The organism is Clostridium sp. (genome assembly GCF_016650095.1).
Lineage (GTDB): Bacteria > Bacillota > Clostridia > Clostridiales > Clostridiaceae > Clostridium_AD.
In genome coordinates, this window is record NZ_JAENWL010000026.1 from 1 (window position 1) to 17,383 (window position 17,383).

Consider the following 17,383-nt stretch of genomic DNA (forward strand, 5'->3'; position numbering starts at 1 on the left):
TTAAATCCCTCACCACGATGAATGGAGGAATACCACGGAGCAAAGTTAATGATATCTTCCATAACACGTTTAAAGGGTGGTGTAGTTGCGGCATTATCAAAATTAATTGCAGTAACACTTTTTCCAGATATAAGAGGTACTTTTTTATTTACTCCAAGTATAAGATTTCTGTAGCTTGGACTAGTACTTTTAAAGGACACAATACTCCTCCTCGTAAAGTTATTTACAGTACATAGTATTAATTTTCATAGGAAAAGGTTACTAATAAAGTCAATAGCATGGGGAAAAATGATTTTATTAGCCTTTATTATTAGTTATATATTCTAGGCAAGGATCCTCATTATTAATATAATTTTGTATAGTGAGCGCTATGTTAACATCTGGCAAAAATGATGGTTGTGAATCATCTTCAATAATTTTGTAATACTTAGTAGAATAGCAAATCGTAAGTCCTGAGTTTTTTAAAGTAAATCTCTTTACCTCACCATAGCAGTTTGGTTTTCCACCAGTGGGTTCACCTATAAATATCGCTGAGGTATTTTCTTTTAAAGAAAAGGCATTTAATAGGGCCGAAGAAAAAGTCGCTCGTCCTACTATAACAAAAATTTTTCCTTTCTTATTAATTTTCTCGCAATGTTTTATATAGTCCACAAAGGGATTTAATAACAGTGAATTACCACCAAAGTTATTTCGCAAATCAATTATTAGTTTCTCTACTGGATTAGCTTCAATGAAGTTAATTAATTGATTACAAAAGGTAAATACATCTGTGGGCAACATATCCCTACAAGAATTATATTTAAAGTACACTGTCTTAGACGAATCTACATACTCAAACCAGTAATATTTGTCACTATGTCTTCTGTAAAGAGGTAAATTGTTACTACGTACTAAATTATTATTAATTAAACTAAGGTTTTTTTTCCAATCTCTTAGATTAAGAGATTCTATTTCTAAATTTTTTATTTTATTGTTTTCATCTTCAAAGGTTAATTCTAAGCTATTAGTATCATTAGAAATTCCCAAATCATAAAGTAATTCAATTGCAGGGAAGTACTTAGGGAGTTGTGATTTAAGATAGGGTTCATTTTCGTAAGAAATAATGGAACTCAAGATTTTAATAACTTCTTCTATATCTATTTTATTTACTTTTATTATTTTACAATATAGTATTTCCTTATATTGTGGGAGGGTTGATATTAGGTAGATACCGCCGGAAAACCAATACAATTCTAATGGAAGTAAGAGATTAATTTGTAAAGGTACAGATGTGTGAGCATCTCTTATGGAAGCAACAATTTTAGCAATTTCCAGCTTTATTTCATAGTCGCTAAAAGCCTCAATATTCATTTTTAAATTGGCAATTTCATTGAAAAAATCTTCTTTATTCTTTAGAAAAAATAAATTTTTATGTTTTAGAGGAAGCTCAAATGATAAGAAATTAATATCCTCTAGCCATCTTGTGTTTCTGATTAAATCCATAAATTAGACTCCTTTTTTTAGGGCTCGTCTCACAAAGAATTTTATGACGCAAACTAAAAGTGGTCATTAAAACCGTAAACAATTATCTTATTTACGGTTCATTTATACCTTTATTTTTTGTTGCTAATTTATGCGAGAAAAGTTGTAAATTTCATATGCTCGTTACTTAAATCCTTTTATTAAAGATTGTTTTATACATTTACTATTTCATAAGTAGCATCGAAATCAACAGTTATTTGCTTACCAGTGACCATATTTTTTATAGTAACAGTTTTATCTTGAGCTTCCTTTTCTCCAACTAAAATTGCAAAAGGAATAGCTAATTTATTTGCATACCCTAGTTTCTTTACCATTTTAGTGTCCTCAAGGTATATTTCTGTGATTACTCCCTTATCCCTTAAATTTTTTGCAAGAGAAATCCCGTAATCAATATTATTATCTAGGGGTATTACTAGTACTTTTGTTATAGAAGGACTAACATCATTTTTAAAGAATCCAGCTTCATTTAGTTGATAAAATAATCTAGTAAGTCCAATTGATATTCCTACTCCTGGTAGTTTTTGTTTTGTATAGTATTCCGCTAAATTATCATATCGTCCACCAGAACACACCGAACCGATAGAAGGATATTCATTTAGAAATGTTTCATAGACTGTGCCAGTGTAGTAATCAAGCCCTCTGGATATCTTTAAATCTATTTTAATATTATTATCAGGAACTCCAAACAATTTTACATATTTAGTAACTGTCGAAAGCTCTTCAAGACCAATTTTAAAGTTTTCATTAGAGATGTTTAAATTTTTTAATGACAGTAAAATATCTTGGTTGCTTCCTGTTATATTAATGAATTCAAGTATTTTTTCTATAGCGACCTTACTTATTCCACTACTAAGTAGCTCCTCAGTAGTTGCTTCAACTCCAATTTTATCTATTTTATCAATAACCCTTAAAACCTCTGCTTTATCTTGGATTTCTAAAGATTCAAAGAATCCATTTAACAATTTTCTATTATTAATTTTTATGGTGAAATCCTGGAAACCAAGATTGTTGAATAGTGAATAAATAATACTAGGTATTTCGGCATCGCTTAAAACACTTAAATTGTTGTTTCCGATAATATCAACATCACATTGGTAAAATTCACGGAAGCGGCCTTTTTGATTTCTTTCTCCTCTATACACCTTACCAATTTGATATCTTCTAAATGGAAAAGTTAAGGAATTATAATTTTGCGCCACATACCTTGCTAGTGGAACGGTTAAATCAAATCTAAGGGATAAATCATTACTACCCTTTGTAAATCTATAGATTTGCTTTTCAGTTTCTCCCCCACCTTTTGCCAGTAGTATTTCAGATTTCTCTATTACCGGCGTATCTATGGGCATAAATCCAAAGCTCTCATAAGTTGCCCTTATTGTATCTGCTAATTTGTTAAACTGAATTTGATCTGCTGGCAAAAGCTCCATAAAGCCAGGTAAAATTGATGGTTTTACGATTTGATTTTTCATTTTTAATACCTCCTATAAAAATATAAAAAACCCCACGTAAGTGATTTACCTACGTGGGTGATATTCCTCCAAAGCGTTCTTTAAATTATACTATATATAATTAAATTCTTCAATAACAAATATATATTTATTTAGTGTAATTATTTAAAGAATATTTTAATGTATAAATTTGAGCATTATGGACTTATAGGTAGATTATTAGTGAATAATTCGATAATATAGCGCGTAGGTGGAAAAAATAATGTAAAATCGGATTATTTATAGTTGACAAGTTTACTAGGAGTTGATATTATGGTTTTATAAAGTATAGTAAAACACTCTACTTTGAAGGAGTGATTAAATGAAATTATCTACTAAGGGAAGATATGGGGTTAAAGCCATGGTAGATTTAGCGATAAATTATGGAGAACAACCTGTATCTATAAAAAGTATATCAGAAAGACAAAGTATTTCTGAATATTATTTAGAACAATTGTTTTCCTCACTTCGCAAAGCTGAACTTATTAAAAGTGTAAGGGGAGCTCAGGGAGGGTATATACTCAATAGAGCACCAGAAAAAATAACTATTTATGAAGTTATTAACGTACTTGAAGGACCAATTGAAATCTCTAATTGTTTAGAAGAGGGCTCATGCAATAATATTGATTGTTGTGCTACAAGATTATTATGGAAGAAAATAAAAAATAGTATAGATAGTGTAACCACTTCAATAACTTTAAAAGATATTGTAGATGATTACAACAAAATGACATTAATTAAAGGAGTGAAAGATAATGAATAAATCAATTTATATGGACCATGCTGCAACCACTTATACTAAACCAGAAGTAATGGAAGCAATGATTCCTTATTTCACAACATATTTTGGGAATCCTTCTTCAATTTATTCTTTAGCAAGAGAAACTAAAAAAGCTATTGATGTTGGTAGAATGCAGGTAGCAAAAGCTATAAATGCCAGCGAAAATGAAATTTACTTTACTGGTGGAGGTTCAGAAGCGGATAATTGGGCAATAAAGGGAATAGCTTCTGCTCATAAGGAAAAGGGAAATCATATAATAACAACAACTATTGAACATCATGCAGTATTGCATACTTGCGAATATTTAGCTAAGAATGGATTTGAAATTACATATTTACCTGTTGATGAATACGGGCTTATTAACATTAAAGATTTAGAAAATGCAATTACAAACAAAACTATTTTAGTATCGATAATGTTTGCTAATAATGAAATTGGAACAATAGAGCCAATAAAAGAAATAGGAGCATTATGTAGAAGTAAGAAAATTCTTTTCCATACAGATGCAGTTCAAGCAGTAGGTAATATTCCAGTAGACGTAAAAGAAATGAATATAGATTTATTATCACTAGCTGGTCATAAATTCTATGGACCTAAGGGTATAGGAGCACTATATGTAAGAAAAGGTATTAAAATAGAGAATTTAATACATGGTGGTGGACAAGAAAGAAATAAAAGAGCGGGTACTGAAAATGTGGCTAGCATAGTGGGGATTGGTAAAGCTATAGAACTTGCTACTCAAAATATTGAAGAAAAGACTAAAAAAATAGTATATTTAAGAGATAAGCTTATGAATGGATTATTAGAAGTGCCTTATACAAGATTAAATGGACCAAGAGGAGAAAATAGACTTCCAGGTAATGCTAATATTTGTTTTAGGTTTATAGAAGGTGAATCCATATTATTAATGTTAGATGCAATTGGCATTGCGGCATCAAGTGGAAGTGCATGTACATCAGGTTCTTTAGATCCATCTCACGTTTTACTAGCGATAGGTCTTCCACATGAAATAGCTCATGGATCCCTAAGATTGTCTCTAGGAGATGCGACTACTGAAGCAGAAGTAGATTTTGCATTAGAAACAATACCAAAGATTATTCAAAGATTAAGAGATATGTCACCATTATGGGATGATTACTTAAAGAAAGGGGAAAAATAATATGATGTACAGTGAAAAAGTTATGGACCATTTTACTAACCCAAGGAATGTTGGAGAAATTCTAAATGCTAGTGGAATAGGTGAAGTTGGTAATGCTAGATGTGGAGACATTATGAAGGTTTATTTAAAAGTAGAAGATAATATAGTAGTAGATGCAAAGTTTAAAACGTTTGGTTGTGGATCTGCTATAGCATCATCAAGTATGGCGACAGAACTTATTAAAGGTAAATCAGTAGATGATGCATGGACATTAACAAATCTAGCTGTAGCGGAGGCCTTAGATGGACTTCCACCAATAAAAATGCATTGCTCGGTCCTTGCTGAAGAAGCTATTCACAAAGCAATTAATGATTATAGAAGTAAAGCTGGACTTGAAGTATGGGATTATACGCAGCACGATGATATACATGCCGAGGTACACGGAGAATAGGGGATATTAAATGAAAAAAAAAGTAGTTATAGGAATGAGTGGTGGAGTAGATAGCTCTGTAGCTGCATATCTTTTGAAAGAGCAAGGCTACGAAGTTATAGGAATTATGATGAAGCTCTCTGCAGATAATCCTGATTATGAAGAAAACGAAGGTGGATGTTGTTCTATTTCAGCGGCAAATGATGCAAGGCGTGTTGCAGATGTACTAGATATACCCTTTTATGTTATGAATTTTAAGGATGTGTTTAAGACAAATGTTATTGATAACTTTATAGATGAATATATGGAAGGTAGAACTCCTAATCCATGTATTGTTTGTAATAAGATTATTAAATTTAAAGAATTTTTGAGAAAAGCACAGGCGCTTGGAGCTGATTATATAGCCACAGGTCACTATGCTAAAATTGAAAAACAAGAAGAAAGATATGTGCTTAAAAAATCAGATGATGATAAAAAAGATCAAACTTATGCGTTGTATACTTTAACTCAAGAACAATTAAGTCACACTTTGATGCCTTGTGGAGATTATTCTAAGCCAGAAATAAGAAATATTGCAGAGAGAATTGGACTAGAAGTTTTTAGAAAAAAAGATAGCCAAGAAATTTGTTTTATACCTGACAATGACCATGGGGCTTATATTGTAAAGTACAGTGGCAAGGATATAAAGCCAGGAAACTTTGTTGATAAACAGGGTAAGGTTCTAGGATTACATAAAGGGATAGTGTATTACACTATAGGACAACGAAAAGGGTTAGGTATCGCTCTAGGAAAGCCTGTTTTTGTTACTGATATTAATCCTTTAACCAATCAAGTTGTATTAGGTGACGAAGATGATATCTTCAAAACCGAACTTGTAGCAAAAGATTTAAACTTCATTCTGTTTGATAAGCTGACCTCAAATTTAAGAGTTACAGCTAAAATTAGATATTCTGCAAGACCTCAATTAGCTACTTTAATTCCGATGCAAAATGGCAGGGCAAAAGTAGTATTTGATGAGAAACAAAGAGCTATAACCAAAGGTCAATCAGTAGTTTTCTATTTAGAAAACTTAGTAGTTGGTGGGGGTATAATAGAGGAAGTTTTATAAATTCAGATTATGTTAAAATAAATAAAGCCAATTTAGTGGATAATTTAAGCCGAGGGGTATCTAGTTAAAAAACTAGGTAGTCCTCTGTATTTATAGGAGATGGTATTTATGATATATAGTGATAAGGTTATGGAACACTTTTATAGCCCAAGAAACATGGGGATATTAGCCGATGCTAACGGAATCGGAGAGGCAGGAGACTCTAAATGTGGTGATATAATGAAGATTTATATAAAGGTTGAGGACAATATAATAAATAGTGTTAAGTTTAAGGCCTTTGGCTGTGGGTCTGCAATAGCTTCTTCTAGTATTGCTACGGAACTTATAAAGGGTAAAACTACAGAGGATGCATGGAAGTTAACTAACAAGTCAGTTATTGAAGCTTTGGAGGGATTGCCGGCTTTAAAAGAGCATTGCTCTGTTCTTGCAGAACAAACTATACATAATGCAATAAATAATTATAGAGAGTCACAAAACCTCCAGCTTTGGAATGATGATTTTAAATAAGTACTTTTTTAGCATTTATCTTTAATTATTGTAATAATTCTTAGACTAATTGGAAAACATAACTATAAATAAAAAATAATTAGTTTTTATGATATAGGAGATAAGATGTTTAAAAGTAAAGATTTTATATTTATGAATGTTGTGAGTGTGGAAGGTAAGAAAATAGGATTTATCAAAGACTTGTTAATAGATTTTAATAAAGGGAAGGTAATTGGGTTTGTAGTATCTCCATATAAATTTTTTCATAAAAATGTAAGTGTATTAAAAGAAGATATTATATATTTTAATAAACATATGGTAGTTAAAAAAGTAGAGAAAAATAAATATCTATGTCTGCATAGTTTTGTTAGTATGGATGTAATAGATAAATGTAGCAATGTATATGGTATGGTTGAAGATATTTCGTTTACATGTGATACATTTGAAATAAAAGGAATTATAGTATCTTCTGGATTTATTATAAATTTAATTAGAGGGAAAAGAATAATGCTAATAAATGAACTAATACTTGGAGAAGAAAATATTCTTTACCTTTCAAACTGCAATGATTATTCTTTTAAAAGTATGCCACATAGCTTCTTTGTAGAGGGAAAAGCAAATGAAAAAAATTAATAAAAAGAAGATAGTTATGATTATTCTAAGTATTATATTTTTTGTAGTAATATTCTTTATTGCAATAAGGATACCTCTTATTAAACAATTAATAAATTTAGTGTTTATATCCTTCATTTTGTCTTATATATTAAAGCCATTATATATGATTTTAATTAAAAAAGGTGTAAATAAAAAAGCAGCCTCGGCTTTAATAATAGTAGGATTATTGGGTTTGATACTTTTAACTTTTATAGTGGTAATACCATCAATATTTAGAGAAGGTTTAAACATAGATAAATCAATAAATGAGTTAGAATATTATTTGACTAATGCAAATATGAAAATAAAAGTGTTAAACACTAACAAAGTAATAAGTGGTATTATGAACACTATATACCATAAAGCAAATGCTCAAATACTTGTAATTTCAGGTAAAATATTTGAGTCTATCATGGGTATGGGTGAAAATATAATAACTTACATGGTTTCGCCTTTAATTATTTATTACTTTCTGTGCGATAGTGAAAATATGATAAATAAGACATTAATAGCTTTTCCGCCAGAAAGCAGGAATGTAATAAAGAAAATCATAGCGGATATTGATAAAGTACTAAGTAGGTATATTATGAGCCAACTTATTTTATGTGGAATTATAACCATTGCTACATTTTTGATTTTACTAATTATGAAAGTTGATTTTCCTTTGATACTTTCCTTAATAAATGGGGTTTTTAACATAATACCTTATTTTGGACCTATATTTGGTGTAATACCTGCTATTTTAATAGGATTATTGTCCTCTCCAAAAACAGCATTGTATACAGCATTGTGGTTATTTGCACTACAACAATTGGAAGGTAGTATATTGTCGCCAAAAATAATCGGAGATAGTATAAGTATGCATCCATTAACTGTAATAATATTATTAATTATTGGTGGAGAGGTTGGGGGAATTTTAGGTATGATACTGGCAGTTCCACTCGGAGTAGTGATTAAAGTTGTATACGAGGACTTAAACTATTATTTGTTTTAAAAAACAATTATAAATGTTATATAACAACTTATAGAACTTACCTTTTGAAATGTCGTTAAATATTTACAACAACTTTATTTTTCTTCTAATTTGTATATATTGAAGTGCGAAGGTAAAATATGCTATAATAAATATAATTTAATACTGGTAATGATAAGAATTAGTAAGTATATTTAAGTATTTAGAGAGGAAGTGCAAGGTGAAAACTTCTTGCTAGATATATTGAAGCTATCTTTGAACCTTATTTCTTGAGAGATATTGCACGCGATTAATTTTTATTAATTATGCAGTGATATAATTAGGGTGGTAACGCGGAAAACTTTCGTCCCTTGTTTTAGGGGGAGTGAAGGTTTTTTAAAATTTAGGCACATCCAAATAAATAATTTGCCAGTATGCGCAATAGATAATTATAAGATTTTAAATTCTACATACAAATTATGATAAATAACGGAGGAGATATTATGGAAAATTTAGGACTAAATGAAATTAGAGAATCGTTTATGAAATTTTTTGAAGGTAAAGATCATCTTAGGATGGAGAGTTTTTCGCTAGTACCTAAAAATGATACTAGTTTATTACTTGTAAATGCAGGTATGCAACCACTTAAACCATATTTTACTGGAATACAAACGCCACCTAATGTTAGAGTAACTACTTGTCAAAAATGTATTAGAACTGGAGATATAGAGAATGTAGGAAAGACCTCAAGACATGGGACTTTTTTTGAAATGCTTGGGAATTTTTCTTTTGGGGATTATTTCAAAAAAGAGGTTATTCCATGGTCTTGGGAATATTCAACAGAGGTTTTGAAGATACCAAAAGAAAATTTATATGTAACAATATATTTAGATGATGATGAGGCTTTTGATATATGGAGTAAAAATACAGATATTGATGCGACACGGATTTTTAGATTAGGAAAAGAAGATAACTTCTGGGAAATAGGTCAAGGTCCTTGTGGCCCATGTTCTGAAATACACTATGATAGAAATGTGGAACTTGGGCAAATAAAAACTGCTGAAGACTTTGTTAAAGCTGGAAATGAAGATAGAGTAATAGAATTTTGGAACTTAGTGTTCACTCAATTTAACAAGGATGAGCATGGTAGTTATAACAAATTAAAAAATCCTAACATAGATACAGGTATGGGCCTTGAAAGAATAGCTGGCATAATGCAAGGTACAAATAGTATTTTTGAAGTGGATACTATAAAAAATATTTTAGAAGAAGTTTCAAGAGTTTCAAAAGTCAAATATGGACAAAGTCGCAATGAGGATATATCACTCCGGATTATAACAGACCATGTTAGAAGCACAACATTCATGATAAGTGATGGTGTTCTTCCATCTAATGAGGGAAGAGGTTATGTTCTTAGGAGACTACTTAGGCGCGCAGCAAGACATGGTAGATTACTTGGAATTAAAAATAATTTCTTATATAAACTTTGCAGCACTGTTATTGAAAATTCATTTAAGGCATACCCTGAATTAAAAGAAAAAGAAGATTATATTAAGAAGGTTATAAAACTTGAGGAGGAAAGATTCTCAGAAACTTTAGATTCAGGTATGGATATTTTAAAAGTTTATATAGAAGAGCTTGAAAACAATAATGATAAAATTTTGAGTGGAGATAAAGCTTTTAAATTATATGATACATTTGGATTCCCGTATGAGCTTACGGAAGAAATACTAGAGGACGCGGGGCTCGGAATTGATTCAGAAGGGTTTAATAGTGAAATGCAAAGTCAGAGAGAAAGAGCAAGAGCTGCTAGAGGACAGTCAAATTTTATGGGTAGTGGAGATAATGTACTTAATTTAATCCCTAAAAATATTGAAACAAAATTTGATGGATATGATAAAATGGAGCTTACAGCTAAGGCTAAAATTTTAATTAGTAACGAGGAACTTGTTTCTGAACTTTCAAAGGGTTCAAAAGGTATTATTGTAACAGAAGTTACTCCTTTCTATGCTGAAATGGGAGGGCAAGCTTCAGATAAGGGGATAATCTTTAATAATAACTTTAAAGCAGAAGTTTACGATTGCCAAAAGAATGCTTCTGGTAAAGTTGTACACTTTGTTAAGGTGCTAGAAGGAACAGTAAAAATAGATGAATTATTAACTCTTGCGGTTGACGAAGATAGACGGACTGAAATTTGTAAAAATCATACAGCAACTCACATGCTACAAGAAGCATTAAAAAGAGTTTTAGGTGATCATGTTCACCAATCAGGCTCTTATGTAAATGAAAGTAGATTAAGATTTGACTTTACCCACTTTTCTGCTTTAACTGAGGAAGAAATTGCTGAAGTTGAACTAATTATAAATAACAATATTATGCAAGTTAATAAGGTTGAAACTAATGTTATGACTATAGAAAAAGCTAAGAAAAGTGGAGCTATAGCATTATTTGATGAAAAGTATCAAGAAGATGTTAGAGTAGTATCCGTAGGAGAGTATAGTAAGGAATTATGTGGCGGTACTCATGTGAAAAACTCAGGGGAAATTGGATTATTTAAAATTTTATCTGAAGCAGGAGTAGCAGCAGGAGTTAGAAGAATTGAAGCTATAACAGGTAGTAGAACTATAAAATATGTAGAAGATAAAAATAATTTAATAAAAGAAATTGGAAGTGCATTGAAATGTTCAGAAAAAGACATAATAAATAAATTGCAAACTCAATTGACAGAATTAAAAGACAAGGAAAAGGAAATAATATTATTAAAAGGTAAATTAGCTAGTTCTTCTTTAGATGAAATTTTAAATAATATTAAAGAGGTTAAAGGGGTTAAAGTGATTTGTGGAACAGTAAAAGATATAGATGTCGATGCATTAAGAGATTTAGCTGACAAACTTCGTGATAAACTTGTTGATGGTGTTGTGGTACTAGGAAGCACATCAGACGATAAAGTACAATTTGTTGCAATGGCATCTAAGTCTGCAATAGATAAAGGCATACACTGTGGAAAAATAATTAAAGAAGTTGCTAAAATCGCTGGAGGCGGTGGCGGTGGAAGACCTGACATGGCACAGGCAGGTGGAAAACTTCCAGAAAAATTAGATGATGCAATAGATAATGTATGCTCTATAATTGAAACATTGGTAAAGTAGTATACTTTTTGTAAAAGTTGTTTTATAATATAACTAATAGAAGTAATTCGATTAGCGTTAGCATGTAATTATGGAACTTATTGTAAGTGGGGAACTGCACTATATTGATACATAAGAACCCCATTTATTTATGGTTGGGGATTCAAAGTGTTTAGTGTTTAATGAGAGAAGGGGTGTATAGAATGGATACTAATCAAAATACAGTCCAATTTGATTTTGTGAAAGATAAAAAAGATTTGACAAAAACTATTTTGACTGACGTATATAATTCACTTATAAAAAAGGGATATAACCCAGTAAATCAAATGGTAGGCTATTTAATTTCAGGTGATCCAACATATATAACGAACTATAATGGAGCAAGAGCGTTAGTAAGAAAGCTAGAGCGAGATGAAATTTTAGAAGAAGTTTTGAAATCTTATCTAGACATTAAAAAATAAGATGCCCTTGTGGGCATTTTATTTTTTAATGTCTAGATTAATTAGTATATTATTAAAGGAGTATGTGAATGAGAATATTAGGTTTAGACGTTGGAGACAGAACAATAGGGGTAGCCGTATGTGACCCATTAGGATTAACAGCTCAAGGAATTACAACAATTAAAAGAAAAAGCATAATTTTAGATATTGAAGAAATTGCAAAAATATGCAAGGAATACAATGTGGAAAGTTTTGTCGCTGGACTTCCTAAAAATATGAATGGTACAATAGGACCACAAGGGGAAAAGATTCAGCGGTTTTGCGATGTGCTAAAAGAAACCTTACATTTAGAGGTAAAAATGTGGGATGAGAGATTAACTACAGTAGCTGCTAATAGGGTAATGCTTGAGGGAGATTTATCTAGATCAAAACGAAAAAAGATTGTAGACAAAATTGCGGCTACTTTCATTTTACAAGGATATTTAGATAGTCTTGGCACTCGTTTATAAATTTTATAAATTTTTAATTTATAAAATATGAAATTGAAATGGAATTAAATACATAATTTGAAAGGAGATAATAAAATGGATAACAATGTTGAAACTATATTATTAAACGATGAAGAGGGTAAAGAAATAGAATTTGATGTACTAACTAAATTAGACATCCAAGATAAGGAATATGTTATTGTTGCACCGACTGGAGAAGAGGATATTGATGCAATTGCACTGAGAGTTGATAAGGACGCAGAGGGTAAGGATATTTTAGTTACAATAGAAGACGATGAGGAGTTTGAAATGGTTTCAGAAGCATATGATTTAGTTTTTTCTGACGAGGATTAATTACATTTCAGAAAAAAGTCTTTAATTAATCTACTTTAGTAGATTTTAGATAAATTATCCTATTTCTTCAAAACTAAATGATTATCAATTGACAATATCATAGAAAAGTATTACACTAAAGCTATAGTAAGTATAATTTACATTGATAAATCAAATAGTAGTTGTAGAAAAGGTGGGATTTATATGCAAAATTTATCACCAGAGAGCATTGAAAGTTTAAAGGAAACCTTAAAACAAAAGGGATATAAGCTTACTCCACAGAGGAGGGCTATTTTAAATGGTATAATTAAGAGTGAAGGTAGCCATCTTACTGCAGAAGAACTATATGACTTGGTTAAATTTGACTGTCCAGAAATAGGCCTTGCTACAATTTACAGAACAGTTCAACTTTTAGAAGAAATGTGTGTAATTCGAAAGCTGGATTTAGATGATGGCTGCAGCAGATATGAACTTATTCATGAAGATGAGAACCACCAACACCATCACCTGATTTGTAATCGGTGTGGTAAAGTATTAGAGGTGCATGGGGATTTACTTGAGGAACTAGAATCAATTGTTGAAAAAAAATATAACTTTAAAATTGAAGATCATAGTTTGAAGTTCTATGGTATTTGTGATAAGTGTATAGATAAATAATTTAAACATTTTTTATCATTTAGTAACAATCAATAATACACCTAGTTGACTTTTTTGCAAGATAACATTAGAATAAGTATAGTAAATGCGAAAATTGGATACTTCGAGACGTATCCAATTTTTGTTTGTGTAAAATGTAAAACTTACGAAAAAAAAATTGGAGGATTAATATGAATTTATTTACAAGAAATGATGTTAGAAATATAGCAATAATTGCGCACGTAGATCACGGCAAGACAACACTCGTGGATTGTCTACTTAAACAAAGCCATGTTTTTAGAGAGAATGAAAGAGTAGAAGAGAGAGTAATGGACTCTAATGATTTAGAAAAAGAAAGAGGAATAACAATTCTTTCTAAGAATACAGCAGTAATGCATAATGGGATTAAAATAAATATAGTTGATACTCCAGGCCACGCAGATTTTGGCGGAGAGGTTGAACGAGTACTTAAGATGGTTGATAGTGTACTTCTTGTAGTTGATGCATATGAAGGTCCAATGCCACAAACTAAATTTGTTTTAAAGAAAGCATTGGAATTAAATCTTAAACCTATAGTAGTTATTAATAAGATTGATAGAAAAGATGCTCGTCCTACAGATGTACTTGATGAAGTATTTGATCTATTTGTTGAACTTGGAGCAGATGATGAACAATTGGACTTTGCAGTGGTATATGCTTCTGCAAGAGAAGGATTTGCAAAGCTTAATGTTGAAGACGAAAGTGACAACATGGAACCATTATTTGATTCTATTGTAAAGAATGTACAGTCACCAGAAGGATATTTAGATATGCCACTTCAAATGCTTATTTCAACTATTGATTATAATGAGTATGTTGGAAAAATTGGAATAGGAAAAATTGAAAGAGGATCAATCAAAAGAAATCAACAAATAGCACTTATAAGAAAAGATGGTACAATAAACAATGTTAAAGTTTCAGCTCTTTTCGTATATAATGGTCTTAAAAGAGAAGAAACTGAAGAAGCAATGCTTGGTGATATCGTAGCAGTTTCTGGTATTCCAGACATTAACATTGGAGAAACAATAGCTGATGTTAATGAACCAGAGGCACTTCCATTTATTGAAATTGATGAGCCTACACTAACTATGAATTTTATGGTTAATAATTCACCTTTTGCAGGTCAAGAAGGAACTTATGTTACATCAAGACACATAAGAGATAGACTTATGAAAGAGCTTGAAACCAATGTTAGTTTAAAAGTAGAAGAAATTGATGATGGTTTCGAAGTAAGTGGAAGAGGAGAACTTCATCTTTCAGTTTTAATTGAAACTATGAGACGTGAAGGATATGAATTCCAAGTTTCGAAAGCAAATGTTATATACAAAGAGGAAAATGGCCATAAAACAGAGCCAATTGAGCATCTTACAATTGACGTGCCAGAAGAATTTATGGGCGTAGTTATGGAAAAAATGGGACCTAGAAAAGCAGAGATGGTTAATATGACTTCTGCAATAAATGGATACACTAGATTAGAATTTAAAGTACCATCAAGAGGTTTAATTGGGTTTAGAAGTGAGCTTATGACTGATACTAAAGGTAATGGTATAATGAATCACGTTCTAGATGGTTACACTAAGTATAAGGGAGAAATTCCAGATAGAAGTAGAGGTTCTTTAATTGTATTTGAAGGTGGAGAATCAGTAACTTACGGATTATACAATGCTCAAGAAAGAGGAACTCTTTTCATACCAGCAGGAATGCCTGTATATGCAGGAATGGTTGCAGGAGAATGTGCAAGAGCTGGAGACATAGAAGTAAATGTATGTAGAAAGAAACAGTTAACAAACACTAGATCTTCAGGAGCAGATGATTCACTAAAACTAACTCCATTAAGACCTATGTCACTAGAACAGTGTTTAGAATTTGTAGCTAATGATGAGCTAGTTGAAATTACTCCTCTAAACATTAGAATTAGAAAAAGATTATTAGACTCAGGAGAAAGAAAAAGAGCAACTAGTAAATCAAATAAATAGTTTGAATTATGGGGTGGTTTAATGAAAAAGATGGTGCTATTAATTGGGGTTTTAATAGTTTGCGTATTATTTGGGAATTTCCAGTATAAGAAAATAATACAGCATCCTATTAGAACTAATAAAGATGTCCATGTTACCGTTAAAAATGGAAACACTTTATATAGTATACTAGATGATTTAAACCAAACTGAGGATATAAAATACTCAAGTGTTATAAAATTTTATATCAAAAAAAATAAAATCAAATCCAATGTGCACATAGGAAAGTTCTTGATACCAAAAGATGTTACAGTTGATGAGCTAATAACTATATTATCAACTGTTGGAAATGAGGAAGATGTTATCAAAGTAACGGTGCCAGAAGGATTTGACATAAAAGATATTGCAAAGGTGTTACAAGAGAAAAGTATAATAAATAGTGAGAAATTTATAGAGAGCTGTAGAACTTACAAGCTACCTACTTATATTAATGAAAATGAAAACCGCAAATTTAATTTGGAAGGTTTTCTTTTTCCATCTACATATAACCTAAAAGCTGGTATGAGTGCGAATTCAATAATAAAATTAATGGTGGATAAGTTTTATAGTACTATAAATGAAATAAAAAAAGAAACTCCTATAGATATGAAAGAATTGGATAATATAATAATACTAGCATCAATTATTGAAAGAGAAACTAGTGATAAAATTGAACGAGGTAAAGTAGCCTCGGTTTTTTATAATAGATTAAAAAAAGACATGAAACTGCAATCTTGTGCAACTGTTTTATATTCTTTAGGTATACATAAAGATAAACTATACAATAAAGATTTAGAAGTTAAATCCCCTTATAATACTTACATAGTGACAGGACTTCCTGTAGGACCAATATGTAACCCAGGAAAAGACTCTATAAAAGCAGCTTTATCTCCTGCTAAAACAAGTTATTTATATTTTGTTTTAGATAAAGATGGAAAGCATTTTTTTACAGATGACTATAGTGAATTCTTAAAAGTAAAAGATGTAACACAAGGATTTTAGTTAACTGTGTTAGGCACATGAAAATATATTAGCAGTTTTAACTTGTTATTTATATTCATGTGCCTTAATGAATTTTTGGAGGAACAAAATGAGTGCGATAACATATGATTATATGGAACAATATTTAAGAGAATTGATACCTAGTAATACTGGTATTTTAGAAGAATTAGAGAATTATGCTTTGGAAAATAGAGTTCCTATAGTTCAAAAGGAAACTGCTAAGTTTTTAGAATTAATGATAACTGTAAATAGACCTAAAAAGATTTTAGAACTTGGTACGGCTATAGGATACTCTGCTATTTTAATGAATCAAACGCTTGGTGGATTAAGCGAAATTACCACTATTGAAAGAGATGAAAAAATGATAGAAATTGCAAATGCTAATATAGAAAAATATGGACTACAAAATAAAATAACTATTATACAAGGAGATTGTCTAGAAATTCTAGAAAATCTAGACAATGAATATGATATGATTTTTATGGATGCGGGTAAAGCACACTATAATCATTTTCTTCCTCACTGCCTTAGGCTTTTAAAAAAAGAAGGAGTTCTTATTGCTGATAATGTTCTTTTTAGAGGAATGGTTGCATCAAAAAATCTCGCAACACGTAGAAAGATCACTATAATAAAGCGTATGAGAACTTATTTAGAACTAGTATCTAATAATAAGGACCTTATAACTTCAGTAATACCAATGGGAGATGGAATATCAGTTACGGTAAGAAAAAGTGCAGAGAACGGCACTAAGTAAAAGTGCAGAGAA

The 17,383-nt window shown here is 30.7% G+C and carries 17 protein-coding genes, 1 pseudogene and 1 other annotated feature; of the genes and pseudogenes, 15 read left to right on the forward strand and 3 right to left on the reverse strand.

The annotated features are described in order from the left end of the window. From JJE11_RS03150 to hisS, 3 genes and pseudogenes are all read right to left on the reverse strand, one after another. Nucleotides 1-200, reverse strand: a pseudogene (locus tag JJE11_RS03150) (aminotransferase); the annotation flags it as partial. A 97-nt stretch (nucleotides 201-297) separates the two neighbouring features. Further along, nucleotides 298-1,482 carry a S41 family peptidase gene (locus JJE11_RS03155; protein WP_291632800.1) on the reverse strand — a complete coding sequence of 395 codons (1,185 nt, stop codon included), beginning with the start codon at nucleotides 1,480-1,482 and terminating at the stop codon, nucleotides 298-300. A gap of 191 nt (nucleotides 1,483-1,673) precedes the next feature. Then, nucleotides 1,674-2,990, reverse strand: coding sequence for a histidine--tRNA ligase (gene hisS / locus JJE11_RS03160; RefSeq protein ID WP_291632801.1), 1,317 nt, complete (start codon nucleotides 2,988-2,990; stop codon nucleotides 1,674-1,676). 340 nt (nucleotides 2,991-3,330) lie between these two features. Here hisS and JJE11_RS03165 point away from each other — a divergent pair, with 340 nt between their 5' ends. The 15 genes from JJE11_RS03165 to JJE11_RS03235 all read left to right on the forward strand — a co-directional run bounded on the left by JJE11_RS03165 (nucleotide 3,331) and on the right by JJE11_RS03235 (nucleotide 17,371). Next, complete coding sequence (locus JJE11_RS03165; RefSeq protein ID WP_291632802.1) at nucleotides 3,331-3,771, forward strand: RrF2 family transcriptional regulator; 441 nt, start codon at nucleotides 3,331-3,333, stop codon at nucleotides 3,769-3,771. Further along, nucleotides 3,764-4,948 (forward strand): cysteine desulfurase NifS, encoded by a 1,185-nt coding sequence (nifS, locus tag JJE11_RS03170; RefSeq protein ID WP_291632803.1) that lies wholly within the window; start codon nucleotides 3,764-3,766, stop codon nucleotides 4,946-4,948. The genes JJE11_RS03165 and nifS overlap by 8 nt, the downstream gene beginning before the upstream one ends. A 1-nt stretch (nucleotide 4,949) precedes the next feature. Continuing rightward, nucleotides 4,950-5,378, forward strand: coding sequence for a Fe-S cluster assembly scaffold protein NifU (gene nifU / locus JJE11_RS03175; protein WP_291632804.1), 429 nt, complete (start codon nucleotides 4,950-4,952; stop codon nucleotides 5,376-5,378). A gap of 10 nt (nucleotides 5,379-5,388) precedes the next feature. Beyond that, nucleotides 5,389-6,465, forward strand: coding sequence for a tRNA 2-thiouridine(34) synthase MnmA (gene mnmA / locus JJE11_RS03180; protein ID WP_291632805.1), 1,077 nt, complete (start codon nucleotides 5,389-5,391; stop codon nucleotides 6,463-6,465). Nucleotides 6,466-6,573: 108 nt separating this feature from the next. Next, on the forward strand, nucleotides 6,574-6,972 hold the full coding sequence (gene nifU / locus JJE11_RS03185) for a Fe-S cluster assembly scaffold protein NifU (protein WP_291632806.1): 399 nt from the start codon (nucleotides 6,574-6,576) through the stop codon (nucleotides 6,970-6,972). A gap of 105 nt (nucleotides 6,973-7,077) precedes the next feature. After that, nucleotides 7,078-7,584 (forward strand): PRC-barrel domain-containing protein, encoded by a 507-nt coding sequence (locus tag JJE11_RS03190; protein ID WP_291632807.1) that lies wholly within the window; start codon nucleotides 7,078-7,080, stop codon nucleotides 7,582-7,584. Continuing rightward, complete coding sequence (locus JJE11_RS03195) at nucleotides 7,571-8,599, forward strand: AI-2E family transporter (RefSeq protein WP_291632808.1); 1,029 nt, start codon at nucleotides 7,571-7,573, stop codon at nucleotides 8,597-8,599. The genes JJE11_RS03190 and JJE11_RS03195 overlap by 14 nt, the downstream gene beginning before the upstream one ends. A gap of 141 nt (nucleotides 8,600-8,740) precedes the next feature. Then, nucleotides 8,741-8,932 (forward strand) — a binding site (T-box leader). Between the two features lie 128 nt (nucleotides 8,933-9,060). Then, nucleotides 9,061-11,706: an alanine--tRNA ligase gene (alaS, locus tag JJE11_RS03200; protein ID WP_291632809.1), complete on the forward strand. Its 2,646-nt coding sequence runs from the start codon at nucleotides 9,061-9,063 to the stop codon at nucleotides 11,704-11,706. Nucleotides 11,707-11,888: 182 nt separating this feature from the next. Continuing rightward, entirely contained in the window at nucleotides 11,889-12,146 is a 258-nt protein-coding gene (locus JJE11_RS03205) for an IreB family regulatory phosphoprotein (protein ID WP_125004709.1), read from the forward strand. 68 nt (nucleotides 12,147-12,214) lie between these two features. After that, the gene (ruvX, locus tag JJE11_RS03210; protein ID WP_291632810.1) at nucleotides 12,215-12,634 is read left to right on the forward strand and encodes a Holliday junction resolvase RuvX; all 420 of its coding nucleotides are present in this window, start codon (nucleotides 12,215-12,217) and stop codon (nucleotides 12,632-12,634) included. Nucleotides 12,635-12,709: 75 nt separating this feature from the next. After that, nucleotides 12,710-12,967, forward strand: a complete 258-nt coding sequence (locus JJE11_RS03215) for a DUF1292 domain-containing protein (RefSeq protein ID WP_291632811.1) — start codon at nucleotides 12,710-12,712, stop codon at nucleotides 12,965-12,967. A 183-nt stretch (nucleotides 12,968-13,150) separates the two neighbouring features. After that, on the forward strand, nucleotides 13,151-13,603 hold the full coding sequence (locus JJE11_RS03220) for a Fur family transcriptional regulator (RefSeq protein WP_291632812.1): 453 nt from the start codon (nucleotides 13,151-13,153) through the stop codon (nucleotides 13,601-13,603). Between the two features lie 170 nt (nucleotides 13,604-13,773). Beyond that, complete coding sequence (typA, locus tag JJE11_RS03225; protein ID WP_291632813.1) at nucleotides 13,774-15,597, forward strand: translational GTPase TypA; 1,824 nt, start codon at nucleotides 13,774-13,776, stop codon at nucleotides 15,595-15,597. Nucleotides 15,598-15,618: 21 nt separating this feature from the next. Next, nucleotides 15,619-16,617 (forward strand): endolytic transglycosylase MltG, encoded by a 999-nt coding sequence (gene mltG, locus JJE11_RS03230; RefSeq protein WP_291632814.1) that lies wholly within the window; start codon nucleotides 15,619-15,621, stop codon nucleotides 16,615-16,617. 88 nt (nucleotides 16,618-16,705) lie between these two features. Beyond that, a complete protein-coding gene (locus tag JJE11_RS03235; RefSeq protein WP_291632815.1) occupies nucleotides 16,706-17,371 on the forward strand; it encodes an O-methyltransferase in 666 nt (221 codons plus the stop codon). Nucleotides 17,372-17,383: the final 12 nt, after the last annotated feature.